Annotated in this window: 15 protein-coding genes and 1 pseudogene; 10 read left to right on the top strand and 6 right to left on the bottom strand. The window is 72.0% G+C overall.

Annotated features, from left to right (window positions below; all coding sequences use genetic code 11):
• Window positions 1-57: 57 nt before the first annotated feature.
• Window positions 58-2,505 (bottom strand): AfsR/SARP family transcriptional regulator, encoded by a 2,448-nt coding sequence (locus tag ACXKR8_RS03345; protein ID WP_458271390.1) that lies wholly within the window; start codon window positions 2,503-2,505, stop codon window positions 58-60.
• A 298-nt stretch (window positions 2,506-2,803) separates the two neighbouring features.
• Here ACXKR8_RS03345 and ACXKR8_RS03340 point away from each other — a divergent pair, with 298 nt between their 5' ends.
• Entirely contained in the window at window positions 2,804-3,271 is a 468-nt protein-coding gene (locus ACXKR8_RS03340; RefSeq protein WP_458271389.1) for a hypothetical protein, read from the top strand.
• 143 nt (window positions 3,272-3,414) lie between these two features.
• Window positions 3,415-4,392, top strand: a complete 978-nt coding sequence (locus tag ACXKR8_RS03335) for a hypothetical protein (protein ID WP_458271388.1) — start codon at window positions 3,415-3,417, stop codon at window positions 4,390-4,392.
• Between the two features lie 61 nt (window positions 4,393-4,453).
• Here the strand turns inward: ACXKR8_RS03335 and ACXKR8_RS03330 are convergent, their stop codons facing one another.
• The 3 genes from ACXKR8_RS03330 to ACXKR8_RS03320 are packed head-to-tail and all read right to left on the bottom strand — an operon-like array spanning window position 4,454 to window position 8,384.
• The gene (locus ACXKR8_RS03330) at window positions 4,454-7,345 is read right to left on the bottom strand and encodes a helix-turn-helix transcriptional regulator (protein WP_458275285.1); all 2,892 of its coding nucleotides are present in this window, start codon (window positions 7,343-7,345) and stop codon (window positions 4,454-4,456) included.
• Window positions 7,346-7,384: 39 nt separating this feature from the next.
• A complete protein-coding gene (locus tag ACXKR8_RS03325; protein WP_458271387.1) occupies window positions 7,385-8,185 on the bottom strand; it encodes a leucyl/phenylalanyl-tRNA--protein transferase in 801 nt (266 codons plus the stop codon).
• Window positions 8,178-8,384 (bottom strand): hypothetical protein, encoded by a 207-nt coding sequence (locus ACXKR8_RS03320; protein ID WP_458271386.1) that lies wholly within the window; start codon window positions 8,382-8,384, stop codon window positions 8,178-8,180. The genes ACXKR8_RS03325 and ACXKR8_RS03320 overlap by 8 nt, the downstream gene beginning before the upstream one ends.
• Before the next feature lie 285 nt (window positions 8,385-8,669).
• Here ACXKR8_RS03320 and ACXKR8_RS03315 point away from each other — a divergent pair, with 285 nt between their 5' ends.
• The gene (locus ACXKR8_RS03315; RefSeq protein ID WP_462100295.1) at window positions 8,670-9,659 is read left to right on the top strand and encodes a LuxR C-terminal-related transcriptional regulator; all 990 of its coding nucleotides are present in this window, start codon (window positions 8,670-8,672) and stop codon (window positions 9,657-9,659) included.
• Between the two features lie 24 nt (window positions 9,660-9,683).
• Here the strand turns inward: ACXKR8_RS03315 and ACXKR8_RS03310 are convergent, their stop codons facing one another.
• Both ACXKR8_RS03310 and ACXKR8_RS03305 read right to left on the bottom strand, forming a co-directional pair.
• Complete coding sequence (locus ACXKR8_RS03310; protein ID WP_462100294.1) at window positions 9,684-11,771, bottom strand: non-ribosomal peptide synthetase; 2,088 nt, start codon at window positions 11,769-11,771, stop codon at window positions 9,684-9,686.
• Between the two features lie 2 nt (window positions 11,772-11,773).
• Window positions 11,774-15,471, bottom strand: a pseudogene (locus ACXKR8_RS03305) (amino acid adenylation domain-containing protein).
• A 196-nt stretch (window positions 15,472-15,667) separates the two neighbouring features.
• Here ACXKR8_RS03305 and ACXKR8_RS03300 point away from each other — a divergent pair.
• Genes ACXKR8_RS03300 through ACXKR8_RS03270 form a run of 7 tightly spaced genes read left to right on the top strand, consistent with a single transcriptional unit; the run spans window position 15,668 to window position 23,168 of the window.
• On the top strand, window positions 15,668-16,156 hold the full coding sequence (locus ACXKR8_RS03300) for a cobalamin B12-binding domain-containing protein (protein ID WP_458271383.1): 489 nt from the start codon (window positions 15,668-15,670) through the stop codon (window positions 16,154-16,156).
• Window positions 16,143-17,459, top strand: coding sequence for a methylaspartate mutase (locus ACXKR8_RS03295; RefSeq protein WP_458271382.1), 1,317 nt, complete (start codon window positions 16,143-16,145; stop codon window positions 17,457-17,459). The genes ACXKR8_RS03300 and ACXKR8_RS03295 overlap by 14 nt, the downstream gene beginning before the upstream one ends.
• A gap of 8 nt (window positions 17,460-17,467) precedes the next feature.
• Window positions 17,468-18,481: an asparagine synthetase A gene (locus ACXKR8_RS03290; RefSeq protein WP_458271381.1), complete on the top strand. Its 1,014-nt coding sequence runs from the start codon at window positions 17,468-17,470 to the stop codon at window positions 18,479-18,481.
• Window positions 18,478-19,707: a glutamate synthase-related protein gene (locus ACXKR8_RS03285; protein WP_458271380.1), complete on the top strand. Its 1,230-nt coding sequence runs from the start codon at window positions 18,478-18,480 to the stop codon at window positions 19,705-19,707. Before ACXKR8_RS03290 ends, ACXKR8_RS03285 begins: the two co-directional genes overlap by 4 nt.
• On the top strand, window positions 19,704-20,702 hold the full coding sequence (gene sbnA, locus ACXKR8_RS03280; protein ID WP_458271379.1) for a 2,3-diaminopropionate biosynthesis protein SbnA: 999 nt from the start codon (window positions 19,704-19,706) through the stop codon (window positions 20,700-20,702). The genes ACXKR8_RS03285 and sbnA overlap by 4 nt, the downstream gene beginning before the upstream one ends.
• A gap of 53 nt (window positions 20,703-20,755) precedes the next feature.
• Window positions 20,756-21,763 (top strand): 2,3-diaminopropionate biosynthesis protein SbnB, encoded by a 1,008-nt coding sequence (gene sbnB / locus ACXKR8_RS03275; protein ID WP_458271378.1) that lies wholly within the window; start codon window positions 20,756-20,758, stop codon window positions 21,761-21,763.
• Between the two features lie 40 nt (window positions 21,764-21,803).
• Complete coding sequence (locus ACXKR8_RS03270) at window positions 21,804-23,168, top strand: MFS transporter (protein ID WP_458271377.1); 1,365 nt, start codon at window positions 21,804-21,806, stop codon at window positions 23,166-23,168.
• The last annotated feature ends 234 nt before the right edge of the window (window positions 23,169-23,402 follow it).

The raw sequence follows: 23,402 nt of genomic DNA, 5'->3' as shown, positions 1-23,402 counted from the left end.
TCTCTCAATACGGCCTCCGTGCGCCCCCCGCGGGCGTCGGCGCCCACGGGGGCGGGGTCAGAGCCCCGGACCCGGCCCGGGGCCCGCCTGCGGGGAGATCCGCGCCAGCGCGTCGAGCCCGGAGAGCGCGGCTCGCTCCCCGCGCGGATATCCGAGGGTCCGGGAGAGGGCGGCCGCCTCGGTGAAGTCGCGGACGGCCTCGGCGTGATGCCCCAGCCGGTGGTGCGCGGCCCCGGAGACGAGCAGGGTGTCCGCCCGCATCCACCGGTCGCCGAGGGCCTGCCACATCCCCAGTGCCTGCCGAGCGACGTGCAGGGACTCGTGGTGGCGGCCGGCCCGCCGGCAGGCGTCCGCCAGCCGGGTGAGGACATGGGCCTCGGCCTGCGGTTCGTCCGCGCGCCGGGCGCTCGCGAAAGCGACCTCATACAGTTCGGCTCCCTCACCGGGCGTCCCCCGGAGCATGAGGAACTCATGCAGGACGAGCGGCAGCCGCCAGGCGATGTCGTCGTAGGTGAGGCGGGCGGCCTGGTGCACCGCGTCGACCAGATTGGGCGCCTCGGTGTCGAGCCAGGCCCACGCCTCGACTCCGTCGGCGAAGGCCAGGACCGGTCCGGGGACGTCAGGCAGGTCGGCCGGCCCGCCCCCGCGGTCGGTGGTCAGGTGTCGGGAGGCTGCGGTGGCAGTGCGCAGGTACCAGGCCAGCAGCCTGCGCGCAGCGGCCCCGCGGGCCTCCACGGTCTCCTCGGCCTCCGCACGGGCCACTGCGTAGGCACGGGTCAGCCCGGTCAGGCGATAGCGCCCCGGGCCGGAGCTGTGCAGCAGGTTCGCGTCGACCAGCGCCTCCAGTGCGGGTCCCGTCTGCTCGACCGGCACAGCCAGCAGGGCCGCGACAGCCGGCAGGCCGATGTGCGGCCCTACCGTGGAGCCCAGCAGCCGGAGGAATCGTGCCGGGTGGACCGCGTCACCGGAACTCCCGGCGCTCTCTGATGTCCCGGCTTCCTTCGCGTCGGCGAGCAGCCGGGCGTAGTCGGCGTCGAAGCCGCTGCGCATCGCCAGGCTGCCCACGGCCAGCTCGTCCAGCCTGTGCCCCTCGTCGGCCAGCCGGTCGGCCAGCACCTGGACGCGCCAGTCGGGGCGGGCGGTGAGCCGCTCGGCGGCGATGCGAACGGCCAGTGGCAGGCCCTCGCACGCGCTCAGCACCATGTCGGTGGCGTCGGGTTCGGCGTCCACCCGCTGGTATCCGGCGATCCGGCGGAACAGCGCCCGGGCCTCCGCCTCGTCCAAGGGGCCGAGCTCGACCTGGTGGGCGCCGTACAGCGTGGACAAGCGGGCGCGGCTGGTCACCAGCGCCCGGCTGGATCCGCTGCCTGGCAGCAGCGGACGGATCTGCGCGTCGTCGCGCGCGTCGTCGAGCAGCACCAGGACCCGGCGGCCCGCCAGCAGGCTGCGGTACCTGGCGGCGCGCTCCTGCGGGTCCGCGGGCACCGCCTCGGGGGAGAGGCCCAGGTCCCGCAGGAGCCGCCCCAGGAGCTGGCCCGGATCTTGTGGGCGGAGCCCGGAGCCGCCCAGGTCGACGTGGATCTGACCGTCCGGGAAGTGCTCCCGCAGCTGCTGCGCCAGGTGCACGGCCAGCGCGGTCTTGCCCGTTCCGCCGGTCCCCGACACCGACGCGAACACCCCGGACGCGCTCCCGCGCAGCGCGGCGGACAGGTAGCTGATCAGATCATCGCGGCCGATGAAGTCAACCTGGTCCGAAGGGAGTTGGGCAGGCGGCGGCGTCGCCGGCGGTCCGGCGGTGGCCGCCGCCGGGTGGGCCAGGAGAGCGGAGTCGCCGCTCAGGATCCGCTGGTGCACGGTCTGCAGTTCGGATCCGGGCTCCATTCCGAGTTCCGCGACCAGCAGCCGTCTGGCGCCCTGGAAGACCGCCAGCGCCTCGGCCTGGCGCCCACAGTGGGCCAGCACCACCATGAGCTGGGTGTGGAAGCGCTCGTGCAGCGGATGCCGCCGGACGAGGTCGCGCAGTTCCGGCGCGAGCTGGTCATGACGGCCCAGGTGCAGATCGGCCTCGATTCGCTGTTCGACGATCTGGAGTCGGACCTGGGCCAGTCGCTGCCGGTGCTCGTGCTGCAGCGTCCGGGACGGGACGTCGGTCAGCGGGAGGCCGCGCCACAGGGAGAGGGCGTCGGCCAGCGTGCGGCCGGCGGTCGGCCAGTCCCGGGACCGGAACGCCGCGGTGCCTGCCCGGTGCAGGGCCTCCAGGTGGGTCAGATCGAGTTCCTCCTCGGCGAGCTGCAGGAGGTAGCCGGAGCGCCGGGTCACCAACTGGTCGGCCCCGGAGGGACCCAGCGCGCGGCGCAGGCGGCTGACGTAGTTGCGCAGGGTGGCCTCCGCGGCGGCGGGAGGCTCTCCGTCCCAGACGGTGTCGGCGAGTTCGTCCAGCGATACCGCACGGTCGCCGCTCAGGGCCAAGGCGGCCAGCACGCTTCGCTGTCTGCCCTCCTGCATCGGCAGGAGCTGCCCTCCATGCCGCACCTCCAGCGGACCCAGCACACCGATCCACACCATCCTTGCCCCCCAACAGCTCATGACTGTCCGTCCGTGCCGATCCTCCCGGCGGGAACTCAGGCTACGGGTGGCGGCACGGGTCGCGCGGACCGCACTGCGGTTGCACGGGCGCCCGTCGCAGCTGCGAGCAGCACCGCTAGGTCATCGCTAGCTGGTCGCCAGGTGTCCCGGGCAGCCTGTGTGCCACCTGCCGCTGCAACACAGGCGGCGGGCCGACCGCATGACGAAAGGGACACCAATGAAGCGAATCCTCGGGCGTGCCGCGGCCGTTGCCGCCAGCGTGGCGTTGGCGGGCAGCGGAGCCCTGCTGGCCGCAGGGCCGGCCAACGCCTCCTCGGGCACCAACATCAGCTCCTGGACCTCCACGTACTGCCTGCACGGCAGCGGCGACCTGTACTGCCTGTGGTACCTGGAGGGCAACGGCACGGGCGGGGCGGGCTGGGGGTCGAAGGCCTTCTCGACGAGCACCATCTCGGGCAACTTCAACATCGTCGCGCCCGGAGGCTCCAGCACGGGTCTGGGCCAGCCGGTGCGCAACGACGCCGACTCGCTGTCGAACGGTTCCTCCGTCTGCAGCGCCTACGTGTACGTGTCTCCGAACTACCAGGGCAACTGGGACTACGTGTCGCCTTCCAAGGGAGGCAACCTCAACACCGCGCTGATCAACAACGAGGCGTCGATCAGGCTCCTCGGTTGCACGTCCTGACCCGGTCGCCGCGCCCGTGAGTACCCCGACGGAGCCCTGGGCCGCAGGCAGCGGCCGGGGCTCCGTCGGGCCGCCCGACCGAATGAAGTGCAGCGCAGGAGAAGGAGGCAGGCGTCGTGAACCGAAACAAGAGGTGGACAGCGATGGCAGGGGCGGGAGCGATGGGGATCGCGCTGGTCGCCGGATGCTCGGCCGGCTCCGGCTCCGGCTCCGGCTCCGGCTCCGGCTCCGGCTCCGGCTCCGGCTCCGGCGCGGTGCCGACGGCCGTCGCCCTGCCGCTGCCGCCCCTCCCCGCCGAGGTGGCCAGCCGTGTCCTCACCGTTCCGCTGCCCGTCGCCTCCTACGAGCTGACACCCACTCAGCTCGGCGACCTGCAGTACCTCAACCAGCGGCTGACCCAGACGTGCATGCGCGGATACGGCATCGACTACCTGCCGACGCTCTCGGATCGACTGATCACCCAGAACATCGACATCTCCGAAGAGCTCGACTCGCGCTGGTACGGGATATCCGACCCGGTGGCCGTCAAGTCCTACGGGTACCACCTGCCAGACTGGACCGTGGGCATGGCCGCGCCCACCAAACTGCCGCCCGTCGGGGGCGACGTGCTGATCGGCGCAGTCAAGACCTACGACCATCGCGCGGTCCCGGCCGGCGGGTGCCAGACCGAGGCGTCGGAGCTGCTGGACCAGGCGGGCGTCAGCGATGCGACCCAGGCCACCGGCGGCAGCGGCCCGGGGACGCTGGTCGGGGACGTCCAGTCGGACTCCTTCCAGAGCGCCCAGTCCGACCCTCGTGTGCTGGCCTCCTTCAAGAAGTGGTCGGCCTGCATGCTGACCCACGGCTACCACTACAGCACCCCGTTCGCCGCCGGCGGCGACGAGCGCTGGGCCTCCGACAAGCCGAGCCCGCTGGAACTCCGGACCGCCGCCGGCGACCTCGGCTGCAAACTGAAGGTCGGTCTGCTCGACGTCGAGACCCAGGTCGTCTCGGACTACCAGCGCGCGGGCCTGGCCCGAATCGCGTCCAGCCTGCCGACCGTCAGGGCCCAGCTCGCGGCCCAGTCCACCGCCCTGATCCGTCTCATGTCCCGCTTCGGGCCCTCCACGCAGGGCTCGTAGCCGCGCGGCCCGGAGCCGCCGAGACGGGGCGGCGCGCAGGGACCGCATGCCCGCCGGCCGCCTAGCCGTCGATGACCAGGTCGGCCAGTTCCTTGCGGTCGGCCCGGTCGAGCTTTTCCAGCAGGCTGGAAACGTGTTTCTCCACGGTCCGGGGGGAGATGAAAAGCAGCTTCGCGATCTCCGGGTTGGCCCGGCGTTCGCCGAGCAGCATCAGCACCTCGAACTCGCGGGCGGTGACGCCCCGGCTGGCGAACTGCGCGGGCACGGCGCTGTTCCCGGTTCGGCGCTGCATCACCCGGGCGCCGGTCTTGCGCAGCAGGGCCCGGCAGGCGCCGGCGATGCCGGCGGCCTCGGCGCCGTGGAAGTACTCCTCGGCGGCACGCAGCCAGTCGACCGGCTGGCCCCAGCCGTCGGCGAGCGCCGCCTCGGCGACCAGCCGCAGGATGAGGTGGCGCGCCATCGGAAAGGGGTTCGCCACGGTCAGCGCCTCGGCCGTCCTGGTCGCGGCCGCCGTCGGGTCGCCTTCCTGGCCGAGGAGCACCGCCTCCGCCGCCAGCACGAACTGGAGGTTCCAGCGCAGGTGGGCCGCTTCGGTGGCACGGGTTTCGGCGAGCTCCGCCCGTCCGGCGCGGTGGCCGAGGACTTCCAGCAGCAGGCCGAGGCCGTAGCGGCCTGACTGGTAGTAGATCGTCGGGTGGGTGCGCTCCCATTCGCGCACCCGCGCCATCTCCGCCTCCGCTCCCGGCCGGTCCTCACCCAGCAGCGCACAGACGGCGCGGTGGCCGAAGACGACCGGCGCGTGGAAGGACTGCTCTCCGCCGAGCCGCTGGAACTCGGCCAGCGTCTGCCGCATCCCCTCCCGGCGTCCCTGGTGTGCCTGCGCCGCGATCTTGATCACCAGACAGAACTGGGACTCGCTCTCCTGGTGCATCCGCGTCGTCGACTCGAGCAGGCGGTCGGCGAGACTCTCGGCCTGCTCGAACTCGCAGTAGAGCACCAGTTGCATGGCCACGGTGGCGTCCGCCTGCGATCCGGCGGTGATCGCGCCGAGATCGAGCGCGGCCTGACGGGCTATCAGAATCTGTTCGGCGTCGCCGGTCCGCATCAGTTCGTTCGTCGCCAGCCGCATCTGGGCCCGCAGTCGCCAGATCGGCAGGCCGTGGGTGTGCGCTGTCGCGAGCATGTGCCGCAGGTGGACGTCCGCGTCGTCGAAGCTGCGCCTCCGGGCGAGCAGCGCCAGGACCTGGAGGCCCTGGCAGGCGGTGGTCGGCAGAGGGATCTCCTCGGCGGTCCACACCGCGCGCAGCGCCAGTGCCTCGGCCTCGGCCGCCCGGTCGTCGCCCTGACCGTCGCCCAGCGTCAGCAGGTGGGCCTCGACCACGTCCAGCGGGGCCAGCTGGGACGGCGAGGGGGATGCGTCCAGGAGCCTGCGGGCGAGGGCGACCTGTTCCGCGGCCTTCGCCCAGTGGCCGCCCACCACGCAGACCCACGCCAGTCGGGTCAGCAGCTCCGCCTGCTGTTCCGGGCCGAGCAGTGCCGAGCCGTAGAGGTCGGCGCCCCGCCGCAGCGCCTGTTCGACGTCGCCGGCCTCGCTCAGCGCGTAGAGCAGCGCCTCCAGCACCTCGACGCGTCGGCCCGGGTGGGAGTGCGCCGGGATCAGCTCGATCGCCCGTTCCAGCAGGCGTCCGGCCGAGGCCGCCGCGCCGTCGGCCAGGGCTCTGCGTCCGGCCATGGCGTAGAGCAGTCCCGCCGCCGGTCCGTCGTCGGCCGTGAGTCGCAGGGTGGCGGCCAGTTGGCACAGCTCACCCGGCATGTCCGGGTAGAGGGACTCCACAGCCGTGGCCGCGTCGGCGGCAATCGATCTTCGCTGGGCGGGCAGCACACGACTGGCGAGGGCCTCGGCGGTCCACACGTTGCGGAAGGCGCACCAGTCGGGGGTGTTGCGGGAGGGTTCGAGCAGCTGCGCCTCGGAGCCGACCCGGACCAGGGTGTGGAGCTCGTCGTCCGACAGGCCGGCCACCCGCTGGAGCACCTGCAGCGGGAACCGCCGCCCGATGACCGAGGCCGCCTCGAGTGCGCGGAGCCACTGGGGTCCGAGCCGGCGGGCACGGTCGATCACGCTGGATGCGACGCTGGACGGCAGGTCGCGGGGCACGCCCTCGACCAGCTGCCAGCCGCCCTCGGTGCGGGCCAGGGCTCCGGCGTCGATGCCGCCGCGCAGCAGTTCCTCCACGACGAAGGGATTGCCGTCGGCGCTCCGGACGAGCCAGCGCAGGACGTCCTCCGGCAGTTCCCGCGGGTCGACGGCCAGGCAGGTGGCGGCGAGCTCGCCGACCTGCTCGTCGTCGAGCGGTCCGAGTTCCATCAGCACCGCAGCGCGGTCGCGCGCGCTCGACTGGGCCAGGGCCAGCGCGGAGGAGGGAGCGGAGCGGATGGTGGCCAGCAGCAGGACGGGCTGGCCGGACAGATTGTCGACCAGGTATTCGACGATTCCCATCGTCTCGGCGTCGCAGTCGTGCAGATCGCTGAGGCAGATCAGGGCCCCGCGGCCTCGGCCGACGGTGCCCAGCAGCCGCAGAACCGATTCTGCAAGCACGACCGGTGAGTCGTCGTGGTCGTAGGCGTGCTCGGCTCCCTCGCGCCATTCAGGGATCAGTCGTCCCAGGGCCGGCCGGTACGGCGCCAGGTCCGGGTCGTTCGGCACGCCTCCCGAGCGTGTCAACGAGAACAGTGCTTCGGTGAGCGGACGGAACGGCACCGTCGCGCCCGCCTGGGTGGCCCTGCCCCGGAGCACGGCCATTCCGCTGTCGGTGGCGCTGGTGATGCACTCGCGCACGAGCCGGGACTTGCCGAGGCCCGGCTCGGAGACCATGAACACCGTCCCGCCACGCCCGCCTCGCGCTTCAGCCAGAGCGTCGTGAAGGTTGCTCAGTTCATTTGCGCGCCCGACCACGGTCGGTGACGAAACCAGCACGCGGGCAGACTACCCCGATCACACCGGATCATGCTCGCACAGCGGGCGGACGGACAGCACTCCCGCGTGGAGCTCCAGCGGCAGGTCCACCGACAGCAGGGCGTCGAGGTAGTCCCCGCGGCCGATCGGGCGGGCTCCGAGCGCTTCCGCGTAGTCGTGGGGTACCTGAAGGTCGATCAGGTCCGCCCGGCCGTGAAGCCGGCGGCTGAGCTCCGCGAAGGCCACCCGGCTCGCCCGTGGTCGGCGTTCGAAGGCGGAGTCGACGCTGAAGACCTGGCCCATGCCGATGCCGAAGAGGCCGGCGATCAGGCGGTCCTCGTGCCAGACCTCGACGCTGTGTGCCCAGCCGGCGTCGTGCAGGGCGATGAGAGACGCGTGGAAGGCGTCCGTCATCCAGGCGCAGTGCGCCTGGATCCGGCAGGCGTCCACGACGTCGGTGAACGCGTGGTTGCGGGTGGCGATCCAATGAGAGCTGTCCGAGCGGCTGCGGCGCAGGTCGCCGGCGAGGCGCGCGGATCCGACCCGTACCGTGGGCCGCTCTGCCGGGCTCCACCAGGTGAGCGCATAGGCGTCCGATCCGTCGAGGACCGGAAAGGCTGTGATCCGCCCGTTGGCGACGTGCCGCTCGTAGCGGGGCCGGTCGGCGGCGGCCTGGGCCGCGTGCCGCCGCGGGAAGGGGAAGGCACCGTGGCGGTGGGCCTCCAGGAGTCGGTGGGGCTCCGTGGAGCCGCCGACCGCGACGGGAAGGTCGACATCGGCTGCTGGGAGTCCGACCCGCTCCCATGCCATCTCGCCGCGTGCCGGGTGGCGCTCAGCCATTGCCGGTTCCGCCGTCGTTGGGGGTGGGGGAGGAAGCGGGGACGGTGGCGCCGCCGTCCGCCCTGACGATGCTGAGCTGCGGGAGCGCTCCGTGCGCCGTGGCGCCGGCCGTCGCCGCGGCCACTCCGGTGAGGGCGGCGAAGCCCAGAACCGTTGCCGTCACGACTGCCTGAACCCGAGTCCGAGTGTTGATCGCCATGTCCGCTCCTCCGTGGGTGCTGCCCGCTTGCTGATGGATCCAGCTTGGCAACGGCGGCGGACGGGGGCATGCGTACGACTCACCCATATTTGCGCGAGACCCGCCCCTGCCGGTAGGTACGGCTGCGCCCGGAGGCGCGGGGCGGTGGTGGGGGATACGCCCGCCGGTGCGTCTGGAACGGTTCGAGGAACATGGGTGCCCGGCACGCATGCGCGGATACGGGCCGTGCCGTTGACTTCCTTTCAGTAGGCGAGCCGATAGGGCAAAACTCATAGGAGCGCGAAAATGCTGACCACCCTGGGGATCGATTCCGTCGCCGAAAGCGTGTATCTGGCGATGGTCGCCCAGCCCCACGCGGAGATTCCGAAACTGGCCGAGCAACTGGACGAGAGCGACATGGTGATCGGCCGCGCACTCGAGCGGCTCTCCCGCCTGTCGCTGCTCGTGCCGGGCGACGGTTCCACCGGATGGCTGCCGGTGGAACCCGAGGTCGGCTTCGCCTCACTCCTGGCCCGGCAGCAGGCGGACCTGGCCCAGCACCAGCTCCAGGTCGAGGAGAGCCGGTTGGAGGTCGCCCAGGCACTTGCCACGCACGGCCGCCGCCCGCAGGGACAGGTACCGGGTGTGGAGTGGCTCTCCGGCGAGGCGGCCGTCTGGCAGCGGGTCGCCGACCTGGCGGACGGCTGCCAGGAGGAGACGCTGTCCCTGGGCCCGACGGAGCGGCTGACGGAGTCGGTCATCGAGGCCAGCCGGCCTGTCGACGAGACGGTCCTCCGGCGTGGGGCCCGGTCGCGTTCGATCCTGCTGGAGAGCGCCAGGAACGACAACTCCGCCATGCCGTACCTGCGGTGGAAGATGGAGTCGGTCGGCGGCGTCCGGATGCTGCCGTCCCTGCCGGTATGGATGATCCTCATCGACCGCCAGTACGTCGTGGTGCCGGTCGCCAACGGCCGCGCCGTCATGGGCGGTCTGGTGTGCACGGCCGAGTCGATCATCAGTGCCTTCGCGGCGTTGTTCGCCAAGCTGTGGCGGGAGGCGCTCCCGCTCACCGAGGCCCGCCCGCGTACCCGCGGCCTCCTCTCACTCCAGGAGAAGCACATCCTCCGGCTCTGGGCCCAGGGTCTCACCGATGCGTCCGCGGCCCGGCAGATGGATGTCTCGTTGCGCACGGTACGGCGGCTGTCCGACAAGCTCACTGACCGCTTCGGCGCCCACAGCCGGTTCCAGCTCGGGCGATGGCGATCGCCGAGGGCAGCATCCGGGCGGAGGACATGATCTGAACGTCGGGCGCCGGTCCCTTCACGATGTCCTGCTCTCCGTCGTCCGGCCGAACTGGGCCGAGAGGGAGGCCATCATGACCTCGGACAGGGCGGTGGCGAGCTGGGCGGGCGTCGGTGAGCTGAAGAGGGTCCGGACGGGCAGGTCGATCCCGAGGGTCTTCCGGATCCGGCTGGTGACCTGGGTGGCGAGCAGGGAGTGTCCGCCGAGGGTGAAGAAGTTGTCGTGGATGCCGACGGTCTCGACGCCGAGCAGGTCGGACCAGATCGCGGTGAGTGCCCGCTCGACCCGGTTGCGGGGTGCGGTGTAGGTGGTGTCGAGGTCGGGGCGGGTGGTGTCGGGGGCGGGCAGGGCTTTGCGGTCGGTCTTGCCGTTGGGGGTCAGCGGGAGGGCGGGAAGCAGGGTGAAGGTGGTGGGGACCATGTGGTCGGGGAGGCTGCGCTGGAGGTGGCTGCGCAGTTCCCCCGCGGTCGGGGCGGTGCCGGTGGTGGGGACGAGGTAGGCGGCGAGGCGTTTGTCGCCGGGGGTGTCCTCGCGGACGGTGACGACCGCGGCGGTGACCTGGGGGTGGTCGAGCAGGGTGGCCTCGATCTCGCCGAGTTCGATCCGGTAGCCGCGCAGTTTGACCTGGTTGTCGAGGCGGCCCAGGAACTCCAACTGCCCGTCCGTACGCCACCTGACCAGGTCGCCGGTACGGTAGACGCGCCTGGTGACGCCGTTGACCCGGTGGGCGGTGAACTTCTCCGCCGTCAGTTCCGGCTGGTTGAGGTAGTCGCGGGCCAGTCCGGCGCCGCTGATGAGGAGCTCGCCGGGAATGCCGATCGGGACCGGCCGGTCGTACCGGTCGACGACGTGCACCGCGCAGTTGGCCACCGGTCGGCCGATCGGCGGCACCGGGTCGCCCGGGGTCACCTCGGTCGACGTCACCAGGACGGTCGCCTCGGTGGGGCCGTAGTTGTTGACGACGCGGAACGGCAGGGGGGAGTCGGCGGGGAGGCGGAGCTGGTCGCCGCCGGTGAGGACGTAGTCGAGGCCGCCGGCGCGGTCCGCGCCGTCCCAGGGGAGGGCGGCGAGGGCTTCGAGCATGGGCGTGGGAACGAACGTGCCGCGGATCCCCTGTTCCTGGAGCCACTGCTGCAGCAGGTCGGGCGTGGTCCGGACGGCGTCGGTGGTGAGGCAGCAGGTCGCGCCCGAGGCCAGTGCGGGCCACAGCTCCCAGGCGGCGGCGTCGAAGCCGACCCCGGCGAGCAGGGCCACCCGGTCGCCGGGCGCCATGGCGAAGGTGGTGCTGGTCCAGTGCACGAGGTTGGCCAGGCTACGGTGTTCGATCTGGACGCCTTTGGGCCGGCCGGTGGAGCCGGAGGTGTAGATGGTGTAGGCGAGGTCGGTGGGTCGGGAGGTGGGCGGGGGGTCGGTGCGTGGCTGGGGGGCTACGGCGGTGTCCCAGTCCTGGTCGAGCAGCAGGCGGGGGGTGGTGGCGGGGAGCCGGTGGGCGTGGTCGGTGTGGGTGACGACCAGGGCGGCGGCGCTGTCCTGGACCATGTGGCGCAGCCGCTCGGTGGGGTAGTCGGGGTCAAGCGGGACGTAGGCCGCACCGCTCTTGAGGATCCCCAGCAGCACGCAGACCAGTTCGGGACCGCGGTCCAGGCACACCGCCACCAGCGAGCCGACACCCGCACCCCGCTCCCGCAGATGGTGCGCCACCTGGTTCGCCCGCTCGTTCAACTCCCGGTACGTCAGCGACCCGGTCGTACCGCGGACGGCGACGGTGTCGGGGTCGGCGGCCACCCGCTGTTCGACCAGCCGGTGCACCGTGGCGGTGTCGCGGTCGGTGTCCGGGTACTCCGTGGCCGTGTCGTTCCAGTCGACCAGGATCTGCTGCCGCTCGTCCCCTGTGAGCCACTCCTGCTCGGACAGCCGGCTCTGGGGGGTGGTGGCGACGGCTGCCAGCAGGGTCTGGAAGTGTCCGGCCAGGCGGGCCGCGGTGGGCTCGTCGAACAGATCGGTGGCATAGACCAGGGTTCCGCCGAGGGAGCCGTCCCGCTCCTCGGTCAGGAACAGCGTGAGGTCGAACTTGGCGTCCTGAGCGGTGACCGCGACCGGTTCCACGGTCAGCCCTGGCAGGGCCCAGGTGTCGGTGCCGGGGTGTTCTGGAGGACGAGCATGGTCTGGACGAGGGGGTTGCGGGAGAGGTCGCGTTCGGGGGCGAGTTCCTCCACCAGCCGCTCGAAGGGCAGGTCCTGGTGGTCGTAGGCACCGAGCGCGGTGTCCCTGGCACGGTCCAGGAGTTCGAGGAACGTCGGGTCGCCGGACAGGTCCGTGCGCATGACCAGCGTGTTGACGAAGAACCCGATCATGTCCTCGATCTCGGCCCGGTTCCGACCCGCGATCGGCGTACCCACCGCGACGTCCTCCTGCCCGCTGTACTTCGACAACAGCAACTGGAACACCGACAGCAACGTCATGAACAGACTCGCGCCACGACCGCTGCCGATCCTCCGCAGCCGGACGGCGAGCTCCTCGGGACGGTGAACCGGAGCACCTCGCCGGAGCCGCTCCGGACCGCCGGTCGGCGGCGGTCGGTGGGCAGCTCCAGGGGCTCCAGCCCGGTGAGCCGGTTGCGCCAGTGGTCCAGCTGACGGTCGAGCAGGTCGCCGCTGAGCCACTGCCGCTGCCAGGCGGAGAAGTCGGTGTACTGCGCCGGCAGGGCCGGCAGACGGACCTCACGCTGCTCCAGCGCGGCCGCGTAGTGCTCGCGCAGTTCCCGGGCCAGGATACCCTCCGACCAGCCGTCGGCCACGATGTGGTGCACGCTGACCAGGAGGAACCGGTCCTCGTCGGCGACCTGGGCGAGAACCGCGCGGAGCAGTGGACCCGTGGCCAGGTCGAACGGGCGCACGGCCTCGGCCTCCAGCAGCCGCCGCGCCGCGGACTCGCGTGCGCCGGCGTCACCGGCGTCCCGCAGGTCGTGGACGCTTGCCGTCACCGGCCAGGGGGCATCCACGACCTGGGCCGGGTGCCCGTCCTCGTCGGCGACGAACCGGGTCCGCAGGATCTCGTGCCGGGCCACCAGCCCGCTCAGGGCGGTCTCCAGCGCGCCGGTGTCGAGCGGGCCGCGCACGCGGAGTCCGAAGGGGATGACGTACTCGGCGCTGCCCGGGGTGAGCTGGTCGAGGAACCACAGCCGCTGCTGGGCGAAGGACAGCGGGAGCGGGCCCCCGTCGCGTGCGGTCGGAAGAAGGCCGGGGGAGCCCGCCGCGCCCGTTCCGTCACTGGAGGGCTCCCGGTGGGGAGTCGCGGTGGTGACGTCGTCGAGCAGGGCGGCGAGGCGGGCCGGAGTGGGGGCGTCGAACAGGGCGCGGATCGGAAGGTCGACGCCGATGTCCTGGCGGAGCCGTGAGACGACCCGGGTGGCGAGGAGGGAGTGACCGCCCAGTTCGAAGAAGTCGTCGTGCACGCCGACGGTGACGATGCCCAGCACCTCGGCCCAGACGGCGGTGACGGCGGACTCGACCGGGGTACGGGGTGCGGTGTACGCGGTGTCGAGGCCGGACCGCCGCTCCCCGGGCGAGGGCAGGGCCTTGCGGTCGATCTTCCCGTTGGGGGTCAGCGGGAGACGGTCGATGGCGGTGAACGAGGCCGGGACCATGTAGCCGGGGAGGTCCCGCCTCAGGTGGGCGCGCAGGTCCGCCGGTGTCGGGCCGGCCGCGCCGGCCGGTACCAGGTAGGCCGCGAGGTGCTTGTCGCCGGGGGTGTCCTCGCGGACGGTGACGACGGCGGCGGCGACGCCGACATGTGTCTGCAGCACGGCTTCGATCTCGCCGAGCTCGATCCGGTGGCCGCGCAGCTTGACCTGGTCGTCGATGCGGCCGAGGAACTCCAGTTGCCCGTCGGAGCGCCAACTGACCAGGTCGCCGGTCCGGTACACACGGGCCCCCGGCGCGGCGGAGAACGGATGCGGCACGAACCGCGCCTCCGTCAGTTCCGGCCGGTTGAGGTAGCCTCGGGCGAGGCCGACGCCGCCGATGAGCAGCTCTCCGGGCACGCCGACGGGGACGGCGCGGTTGTGCCGGTCGACCACGTAGGCGGTGCAGTTGGCGATCGGCCTGCCGATCGGCGGCACGGACCCCCCGCAGGCGGTCCTCCCGGTCGAGGTGGCCAGCACCGTGCACTCGGTGGGCCCGTAGTTGTTGACGACCTGGAACGGCAGGGCGCCCTCCTCGGGCAGGTGCAGCAGATCGCCGCCGGTGTGCAGGTACTCGAGGCAGCTCTCCGTGCTCCAGGGCAGGGCGACCAGGGCTTCGAGCACCGGGGTGGGGACGAACGTGCCCCGGACCGCCTGGTCCTGGAGCCACTGCTGGAGCAGCGGCGGGTCCGTCCTGACGGCCTCGGGGGCGATGCAGCAGGTGGCCCCGGCGGCGAGGGGCGCCCAGAGCTCCCAGACGGCGGCGTCGAAGCCGACCCCGGCGAGCAGCGCGACCCGGTCGGCCGGAGCCGGGCCGAAACTCTCCGTGGTCCAGTGCATGAGGTTGACCAGGCCCTGGTGCTGCACCTGCACGCCCTTGGGCCGGCCGGTGGAACCGCTGGTGTAGATGACGTAGGCGAGATCGGTGGCCGTCGCGGCCGGTGCCGGGTAGGTGGCGGGTTGCCCGGCCGGGTCCGCCGCGGAGGCGGGCCAGCCGCTGTCGATCAGCAGCTGCGGGGTGGACCGCGGGAGCAGTCGGGCGAGCCCCGCGTCGGTGATGACCAGGGGGGCGGCGCTGTCCGCCAGCATGTAGGCGAGCCGGTCGGCCGGGTAGCCGGGGTCCAGCGGGACGTACGCGGCGCCGGCCTTGAGGATGCCGAGCAGGGCACAGATCATGTCCGGACTGCGGTCGAGGCAGACGGCGACCAGGCTGTCCCGGCCGATGCCCCGACCGCGCAGGTGGTGGGCGAGGAGGTCGGCGCGCTGGTCGAGAGCACGGTAGCTGAGGTCGCCGGTCTCGGAGGAGATCGCCACGGTCTCCGGCTGCTGCGCGGCACGTTCCTCGACGAGCCGGTGCACGGTCTTGGCACGGGGGAAGTCGACGCCGGTGTCGTTCCACTCGACCAGGATCTGCCGCCGCTCAGCCGCAGTGAGCATGTCCAGCTCGGACAGGCGGGCGAGGGGGTCGGCCGCGGCGGCGGCGAGCAGCGTTCGCAGATGGCCGACCAGGCGTTCGGCCCCCTCCCGGCCGAACAGTTCGGCGCGGTGGCGCAGCGAGCCGCGCAGACTGCCGTCGGCGGCCCGGGTGACACACAGCGCCAGGTCGGATCGTCCCGGGTCGCTGCCGTTGTCGTCACCTGCCCGGCGCAGCTCGACCAGCGGGTAGCGGCGCAGTTCGCAGGTGCCCTGGAGCTCCTCGGCGAGTTGCTCGAACGGCAGTTCCTGCGAACCGGCCTCGGCGACGAACGCGACGACCCGGTCCAGGAGTTCGGTGAAGGCCGGGTCGTCGGCGAGGTCCGTCCTGACGACCAGGTCGGACCCCGCGCGCAGGCGGACCGCGACGTCCTGCTGACGGCTGTATCTCGCCAGCAGCAGTTGGAACGCGGCGAGCAGGGGGACGGACAGGTCCGCACCCCGGTCGGCCGCGATCTCCGCCAGCCGGCCGGCGGTGTCGGAGGGGATGTCGAAGGCGATCGCACCGCCGGGGAGGGGCGACCCGGACCGCCGGCGGTCAGTGGGCAACTCCAGAGGCTCCAGGCACGCCAGCGTCTGCTTCCAGTATGCCAACCGGTGATCGGTCACCAGGCACTCCCAACATCGTCGTGTGTGTTCTTTCGACTGCATCCGCGACAGCGACGCTAGAGCGCCCCGGGGAACCGCCCCAGTGGTCGGAAGTGCCGGGTCGGCCGGTGGTCACAACTACCCAGTTCCGGAGGGTGGTTTCGCTGGACACGATGGGATCCGTCGCCGGTTTCCGCCGGCGGACTCCGATGGACATCCGTGGACACCGGAGCCTGTCAACGAAGGAGGTAGGTCCGCTGTGGCACCGCGTCAGTGGTCCCCGAGCAGCGAACGCCCCCGGCGCGTCGTGCTCAGTACGATTCCGTCCGATTCGCACACCTGGAACCTGCTGTTCCTGCAACTTCTGCTGGAGGAGCACGGCTGCGCCGTCACCAACCTCGGCGCCTGTGTGCCGGTGGAGACCCTCGTCGCCGAGTCCGTGCGGCAGCTGCCCGACCTGGTCGTGGTCAGCACGGTCAACGGGCACGGTCTCCACGAGGGCCTGGACATCGCCGGGTCCGTCCGCGCCAGGAAGGAGCTGAAGGGCGTCCCGCTGGTCATCGGCGGCAAGATCGACACGTCGGGGTCGCAGTCCGCTGCGGACTTCGGACCGCTGCTGGCCGCCGGGTTCGACGCGGTGCTCGTCGGCGCGGGCGCGGTGCCCGACCTGCTGTCGCTGCTGGACGGCCTGCCCCGGGCGGTAGCGGTCGGCGCCCGGTGGAGGGCCTACGCCGATGCGCACGCCTGAACCCGCCGGCCCCGGCGGCGGGTTCCACGACTTCCTCGAGTCGGCCCGCCGCACCGGCGAACTCGTCGTCCAACCACGGATGGGATTCGGCGATACCGCCCGGATGCGCGCCGGACTGCTCGCCACCAAGGGTGCGAACGCCACCACCGTCGGCACCCTGACGCTGGACAGCTTCACCAGGGTCGGCGACTTCGCCGCCGCCGGCCGCGCCCTGCGCGAGGGCCGGACCCTCAACGGCTACCCGATCGTCAACCACTCCACCGGCACGACGAAGGCCATGCTGGACGGCGTGTCAGGGCCGGACTTCCCGGTCCAGGTCCGCCACGGCTCGCCACTGCCGGCCCGCATCCTCGACGCCCTCGTCGACGCCGGGATCGACGCCACCGAGGGCGGTCCGATCTCCTACTGCCTGCCCTACAGCCGCACGCCGATCCAGCAGTCGGTGCAGGCGTGGAAGGAGGCCTGCCGCAAGCTCGCCTCGTTGCGGGACCGGGGCGTCGAACCCCATCTGGAGAGCTTCGGCGGCTGCATGCTGGGGCAGCTCTGCCCGCCCTCCCTGCTGATCGCCCTCACCGTGCTGGAAGGCCTCTTCTTCCGGCAGAACGGGATCCGCAGCATCTCGCTGAGCTACGCCCAGCAGACCAGCCCCGACCAGGACGAGGAGGCCCTGCTCGCCCTGCACGAGATCGCGGCGGACCTGCTGCCGACCGCGTCCTGGCACGTGGTCGTCTACGCCTACATGGGCCTGTACCCGGGCTCGGAGTCCGGGGCACTGGAACTGGTCGCCGACGCGGCCCGGCTGGCGGTCAGGACCGGCTCCACCCGACTGATCGTCAAGACCGCGGCCGAGGCCGTGCGGATCCCCTCGATCGCGGAGAACGTGACCGCGCTGGAGGTCGCCGCCGCCGCGGGGAGGGCCGCGGGCCGGCGCCTGCCGCCGGCCGCGGACACGGGAGTCGGGGCGGAGGCCCGCGCGATCATCGACGCCGTCATGAACCTGAACGCCGACATCGGCAAGGCGCTGGTGCAGGCGTTCGCCCAGGGCTACCTGGACGTCCCGTACTGCCTTCACCCCGACAACGCGGCCCGGACCCGGAGCGTCATCGCCGGCGACGGGCGCCTGGAGTGGACCAGGACCGGTTCGCTGCCGATCGGCCACCTGGCGCCCGCCCGCGGATCGCTCCCACTCACCTCCTCCGGCCTGCTGCACGCCCTGAGCTACGTCAGGAACCGCTACGACGACCCGAACCGCCACGACGACGCCGCGACCGCCGGCCGTCCCCGCCACCTCGCACTCAGCTAGGACCCGACATGACCATTCAGGTAGACCGCCCGCTGAACCCCGACTCCGTCGTCCTCCCCACCCCGAGGACGCACCTCGCCGACCCGCGCACCCGGGCGACGCTGCGGATCCAGCAGACGCTGCTCGCCGGCGCCCGTGAGTACCTGCGGGCCGGGGATGCCGTCGAGATGGGGCACCCCGTCATCGGACCGGTGACCGACCCGGGATCGCGCGGCGCCAAGCAGGCCGACATCGACTACTACGGGCACCGCTACAAGCTGATGACCAGTGCCATCCTCTACAAGCAGGCGTCGCTCCTGGCGTTCGACCGGCTCTTCCTGGTCGCCCCGAACGTCCGGCTGGAGCCGATCGAGACCAGTTCCACCAGACGCCACCTCACCGAGTTCCGGCAGATCGACGTCGAGATCGCCCGTGCCTCCCGGGACGACGCGATGGGCCTGGTCGAGGGTCTGATCCGGCACGCGGTCACCAAGGTGCTGGCCGAGAACACCGACGACCTCGCGGTCCTGGAGCGCGACCCGGCTGTGCTGCGGGCCTTCGTCGACAAGCCCTTCGCCCGGGTCGGCCACAGCCAGGTGGTCGGGCAACTGCGCGACGGAGGTTACCCGCAGGCGGCCGGCACCGAGATCGAGTGGGAGGCCGAGGAGATCATCTCCCGGCAGGCGTCGGCGCCGTTCTTCATCGTCGGCTACCCCAAGGGCTCCCGTGGGTTCTACGACAAGGAGAACCCGGCAGAGCCGGGGACGCTGCTGAACTTCGACCTCATCGCCCCGGAGGGCTGTGGCGAACTCTGCAGCGGCAGCGAGCGGGAGTTCGAGTACGTCAAGATCATCACCCGGATGCGGGAGACCGGCGAGAACCCGTCGAAGTACGCCTGGTACCTCGACGTCGTGCGCAACGGCATCCCCGACAGCGCCGGCTTCGGGATCGGCGTGGAGCGCCTCACCCGCTGGGTGGCCGGCCTGGACTCGGTGTGGCAGGCGACGGCCTTCCCGAAGCTCGCGGGGGTCGTGTCGCCGTGACGTACCTCGACGCACCAGGATTCCCCGAGGACGCCGTCCGCCGCCGCGCTCGCGACGGTGCGGCCGCGGTCTTCCCCCCACTGGACGAGTACGGCACCGCCGTCTACGGCAGCGGGCCGGAACGGCCCGAGGACGCGATCGACGCGCTCCGGCTGGTCCCCCCGGTGTTCATGCCGAGCCGGCTCGCCAAACTGATCGAGCTCGGGCGCGAACCCCTGTACTCCGACGTCCGCCTGGAGTCGGACTTCGGCGGCCTCCACTCGCCGCTGCCGGTCTACGTCTCGGCACTGGGGTCCACCCGGGTGGCCGGTGGCAGCCTGGCCCTCAGCCGCCAGGCGGGCCGGATCGGCCTGCCCATGGTCATCGGTGAGAACGTCGCGCCGATGAACGGCTTCCGCAGCAGCAGCGACGACCACCGCAAGGGACTGCTGGAGCGGATCCACGCCTACCTGGAGGAACTGCCCGACGGCCGCGGCGGCCTGTGCGTCCAGCAGAGCACCGAGGACGCCAACTCCGAAGTATGGAACCAGGTCTACAGCGACCCGGCAGTCAGCGGCCTGCTCGCCACCGGCCGACTGGTGTTCGAGATGAAGGTCGGGCAGGGGGCCAAGCCCGGCCTCGGCGGCCTCACCATGATCAGCGAGGACGCGGTCCCCGGCCTGGACGACCAGTACGCCATCGAGCGGCTGGGGGCCGGGAGCACCGTGCTCCGGGCCTCCTGCCCGGGGACCTTCACCGAGGAGATATTCCGCCAGCAGATCCATCTGATGCGCAACAACTACCCGCGCGCCCGCTGCTGGGTCAAGCTCTTCCCCGGCCGAGACGTCGGGCCGGCGGCGGACGTCGCCTGGAGGGCCGGCGCGGACGCGGTCACCGTCGACGGCGCGGAGGGCGGGACGGGCTGGGCCCCCACCTCGTTCCTCGACCATGTGGGCCTCCCGCTGGCCGAGTGCCTACGGCGGGTGGACACCACCGGGGGCACGCTGCTCGCCAGCGGCCGGATGTGGAACGGACCGCGCGCGGTGAAGGCGCTGGCGCTGGGGGCGTCCGCGGTGGGCCTGGGCCGGGCGGCGCTGGTCGCCGTCGACGAGGACCCCGAGGAGGGGCTCGAACGGCTGCTCCGCGCGCTCGCACTGGAGCTGCGCCTGCTCATCAGCTCGCTGGGGAAGTACGCACCGGGCGAGATCGGTGCCGAGGACCTGTGGCACACGGAGGCACCATCATGATCTATGACAACGCGTACGACATCGTCACCGACGACATCTTCTTCCGGCTGCCCCACCTGGTCAGGGACGCGGAGGTGTTCCTCAAGGTCGAAGGGCTGAACCCGGCCGGGTCGGTGAAGCTGAAGACCGCCCTGAGCCTGGTCGAGGACGCCGAGATCCACGGCCGGCTGTCGCCCGGGGCCCGGATCATCGAGTCCTCCTCGGGGAACCTCGGCATCGCCCTGAGCTCGATCTGCGCCGCCAAGGGCTACTCCTTCACCTGCGTGGTGGACCCCAACACCTCGACCAGCAGCACCGGCCACATGCGCGCCCTCGGCGCCGAGGTCGTCGTGGTCGACGCCGTCGACGCCAATGGCGGCTACCTGCAGTCGCGGATCTCCTACATCCAGCAGCGCACCGCCGTCGACCCGGCGATGGTGTGGCTCAACCAGTACGCCAACCCGGCCAACCCCCGCGCCCACTACGAGCAGACGGCACGCAACCTGCTCAAGGAACTGCAGCAGATCGACTACCTGTTCGTGGGCACCGGGACGACGGGGACCTTCGTCGGCTGCGCCCAGTACCTCCGGGAGTACTCGCCCGGGACGCGGATCGTCGCGGTCGACGCCCTGGGGTCGGTGACCTTCGGAGCACAGCCCGGTCACCGCTGCATCCCCGGCCTGGGGGCCAGCCGCCGCCCGGAGCTGTGCCGCCCGGAACTCGCCGACGAGGTCGTCTTCGTGGCCGAGGAGGACGCTATCCGGGAGTGTCGGCGGCTGGCCCGCGACCACGGGTTCCTGGTCGGCGGCTCCACCGGTTCGGTGCTGGCGGCCATCCGGCACTACCGCGGGGTCGTACCCAGCGGCAGCAGGGTCGCGGCGATCTCCCCCGACCTGGGGGAGCGCTATCTCGGAACGGTCTACAGCGACGACTGGGTCAACGAGCGGTTCGGCGCGCTGCGGCACTCCGCGCCGGCCACCGCGACGGCGCCCGCACTGGCGTCCGCGGTCCCCTGAACGTGCGCGTCCTGATCGTCCCTCGTCCCTCTACCCAGCGAAAGGCAGCCCCGATGTCGTCCTTCCACGTGATCGACGGAACGATCACACAGGAGGTGCTCGCAGCCTCCCCGTCGACGATCCTGGAGCTCGTCCGCGACACCTACCTGCGGCACAGCGCCGGGGAGACGGTGAACCCCAACAGCTACTTCCTGCGGTTCCCGGACCGGCCCGACTGCCGGATCATCGCGCTCCCCGCCCACCTCGGCGGCGAGCACCCGGTGTCCGGACTGAAGTGGATCGCCAGCTACCCGCCCAACGTGGAACGCAACCTGCCCCGCGCGTCCGCCGTCCTCATCCTCAACGACGCCGGGACCGGCTATCCCTTCGCCTGCTTGGAGGCCTCCCAGATCAGCGCGGCCCGCACCGCGGCGTCGGCGGCGCTGGCCGTGGAGACGCTCGCCCCCGGCGGCGGGCCCCGCACCGTCCTGTTCGTCGGCGCCGGGGTGATCGGGCGGACCGTGTCGAACTTCCTCGCGGCCCGCGGCCTGGACGTCAAGGACTGCCTGGTCCACGACCATGTCGACGCCTACGCGGAGACCTTCTCCCGCTACCTCGGGGACACCCACGGCTGGCCGGCGCAGCCGGTGGCCGACATCGACGCGGCGATGGCGACGGCGGACATCGTCGTCCTGGCCACGACCGCCCCCGCCCCCTGGCTGTGCGACGAGCAGACCCTGCGGCCGGACCAGCTCATCCTCAACCTGTCGCTGCGGGACGTGCACCCGACCGTGATGATCAACTGCCACAACGTCCTCGACGACCTGGACCACTGCCTGACCGCCCAGACCTCGCCCCACCTCACCGAGATCGAGTACGGACACCGGGAGTTCATCGACGGCACCCTCGCGGACGTCCTGCGCGGCGACGTGGTGCTCACCCCCGACCGCCCGACCATCTTCTCCCCGTTCGGCCTGGGGGTGCTCGACCTGGCCGTGGGCTGCCACGTCTACCGGGCCGCGCTGGAGCAGGGCCGGGCCACCGAGATCCCCGGATTCTTCCCCGAACTGACGCGCTGGTGAAGGCCGCGCTCCCGCCCACGACCGGAACGGAAGCAGAACGATGACCAAGGACTCGACCACGACCACGGGGAGCGCTGCTCCTCCCGGAAAACGATCACTGCGCGGCCTGGTCGGGATGCTCTCGGCCAATGCCTCGGCGCTGTCCGCCAACCGCGTGCTGGCGATCGCCCTGCCCTGGTTCGTGCTGACCACCACCGGCAGCATCGGCAAGACCGGTCTGGTGGCGTTCTGCCAGGTCGGACCCTATGTCATCGCGCAGGCCCTGTCCGGTCCGATCATCGACCGGATCGGCCCGAAGCGGATCAGCGTCATCGGCGACCTGGTGTCGATGACCGCGATGGCGGCAGCGCCGCTGCTCTATCTCAGCGGATCCCTCTCCTTCGGGGTACTGCTGGCGCTGATGGCCGTCGTCGGCGTCGCGGACGGACCGGCCAACGGTGCCAAGGGACTCTTCCTGCCGGCGGCCACCCGCGCCGCCAGGGTGTCGTTCGAACGCGGAACCGGGCTTTCCGGGGCGGTCGAGCGCACCGCCACCACGGCCGGTCCGGCCCTCGCCGGCGTGGTCGTCGCCTCCTTCGGCAGCGTGTACGCGCTGTGGGTCACGGCCGCCCTGTTCGGCCTCTCGGCCCTGATCGTCTCGACGACCCTGACCAACCCGGTCCCCGAGCCCCACGAGCAGCCGGTCGACCAGACGGCGGGCTACCTCACCAGACTGCGCGAGGGCGCCGACTTCCTGCGCGGCGCGGGACTGCTGCGCGCCATGATCGGGATGCTCGCCGCGACCAACCTGCTGGACCAGGCCTTCATGTCCGTGCTGCTCCCGGTGTGGGCCAAGGAGTCCGGCAACGGGCCGGCCGTGATCGGACTGGTGGTCAGCGTCTTCGCCGCGACCTCCATCGTGGCCGCGCTGGTGGCCGCCGCAGTGGCCGAGCGGCTGCCCCGCCGCCAGGTCTACCTGATCGGGTTCGTCGTCGGCGGGGTGCCGCGCTTCGTCGCGATGGCGGCGGGCGTGCCGCTGTGGGCGGTGCTGGGCGTGCTCGCCGTCGGCGGCCTCGGCTCCGGATTCGTCAACCCGATCATCGGGGCGGTGACCTACGAACTGATCCCGACCGCGCTGCTCGGGCGGGTGAAGACCCTGGCCCAGGCGGTCACCTGGGCCGGCATCCCCTTCGGCGGCCTGATCGGCGCGGGGCTGGTCACGGCGGCCGGCCTGACCCCGGCGCTGTGGATCGTCGGCGGGCTCTACCTGGTCGCCATCGTGGTTCCGGGAATGAGCCGGGAGTGGGCAGGAATGCGGAGGCCGACGGACCCGGCCGTCGAACCGCCCGGCCAGGAACCGGACCCCGCGGTCGAACCGCCCGGCCAGGAACCGGACCCCGCGGTCGTCGAACTGGCGAAGATCTGAACCTCCGCGGCCGGGCCCCGGCTCGGCGGAGACCACGTGCGGTCGCCGGCATTCCGTGCCGGGTCAGCCCGTGGTCTCCGCCGTCCGCCTGACCTGCGACGGCAGCGGTTCGGTCAGAAGTGGCCACGGCCGACCGGGTGAAAGTAACCAGTTATCCCGTCACCTGAGCTCTGCCAGCATCGATATCAGGCGGCCGACGAGGCCGGACCGGATCCGGTCGACGATGAGGAACTG

The sequence above is a fragment of the Streptacidiphilus sp. PAMC 29251 genome (assembly GCF_054208735.2).
The sequence above is the reverse complement of the archived record's forward strand: the minus strand, read 5'-3'. Positions and strand labels throughout refer to the sequence as shown.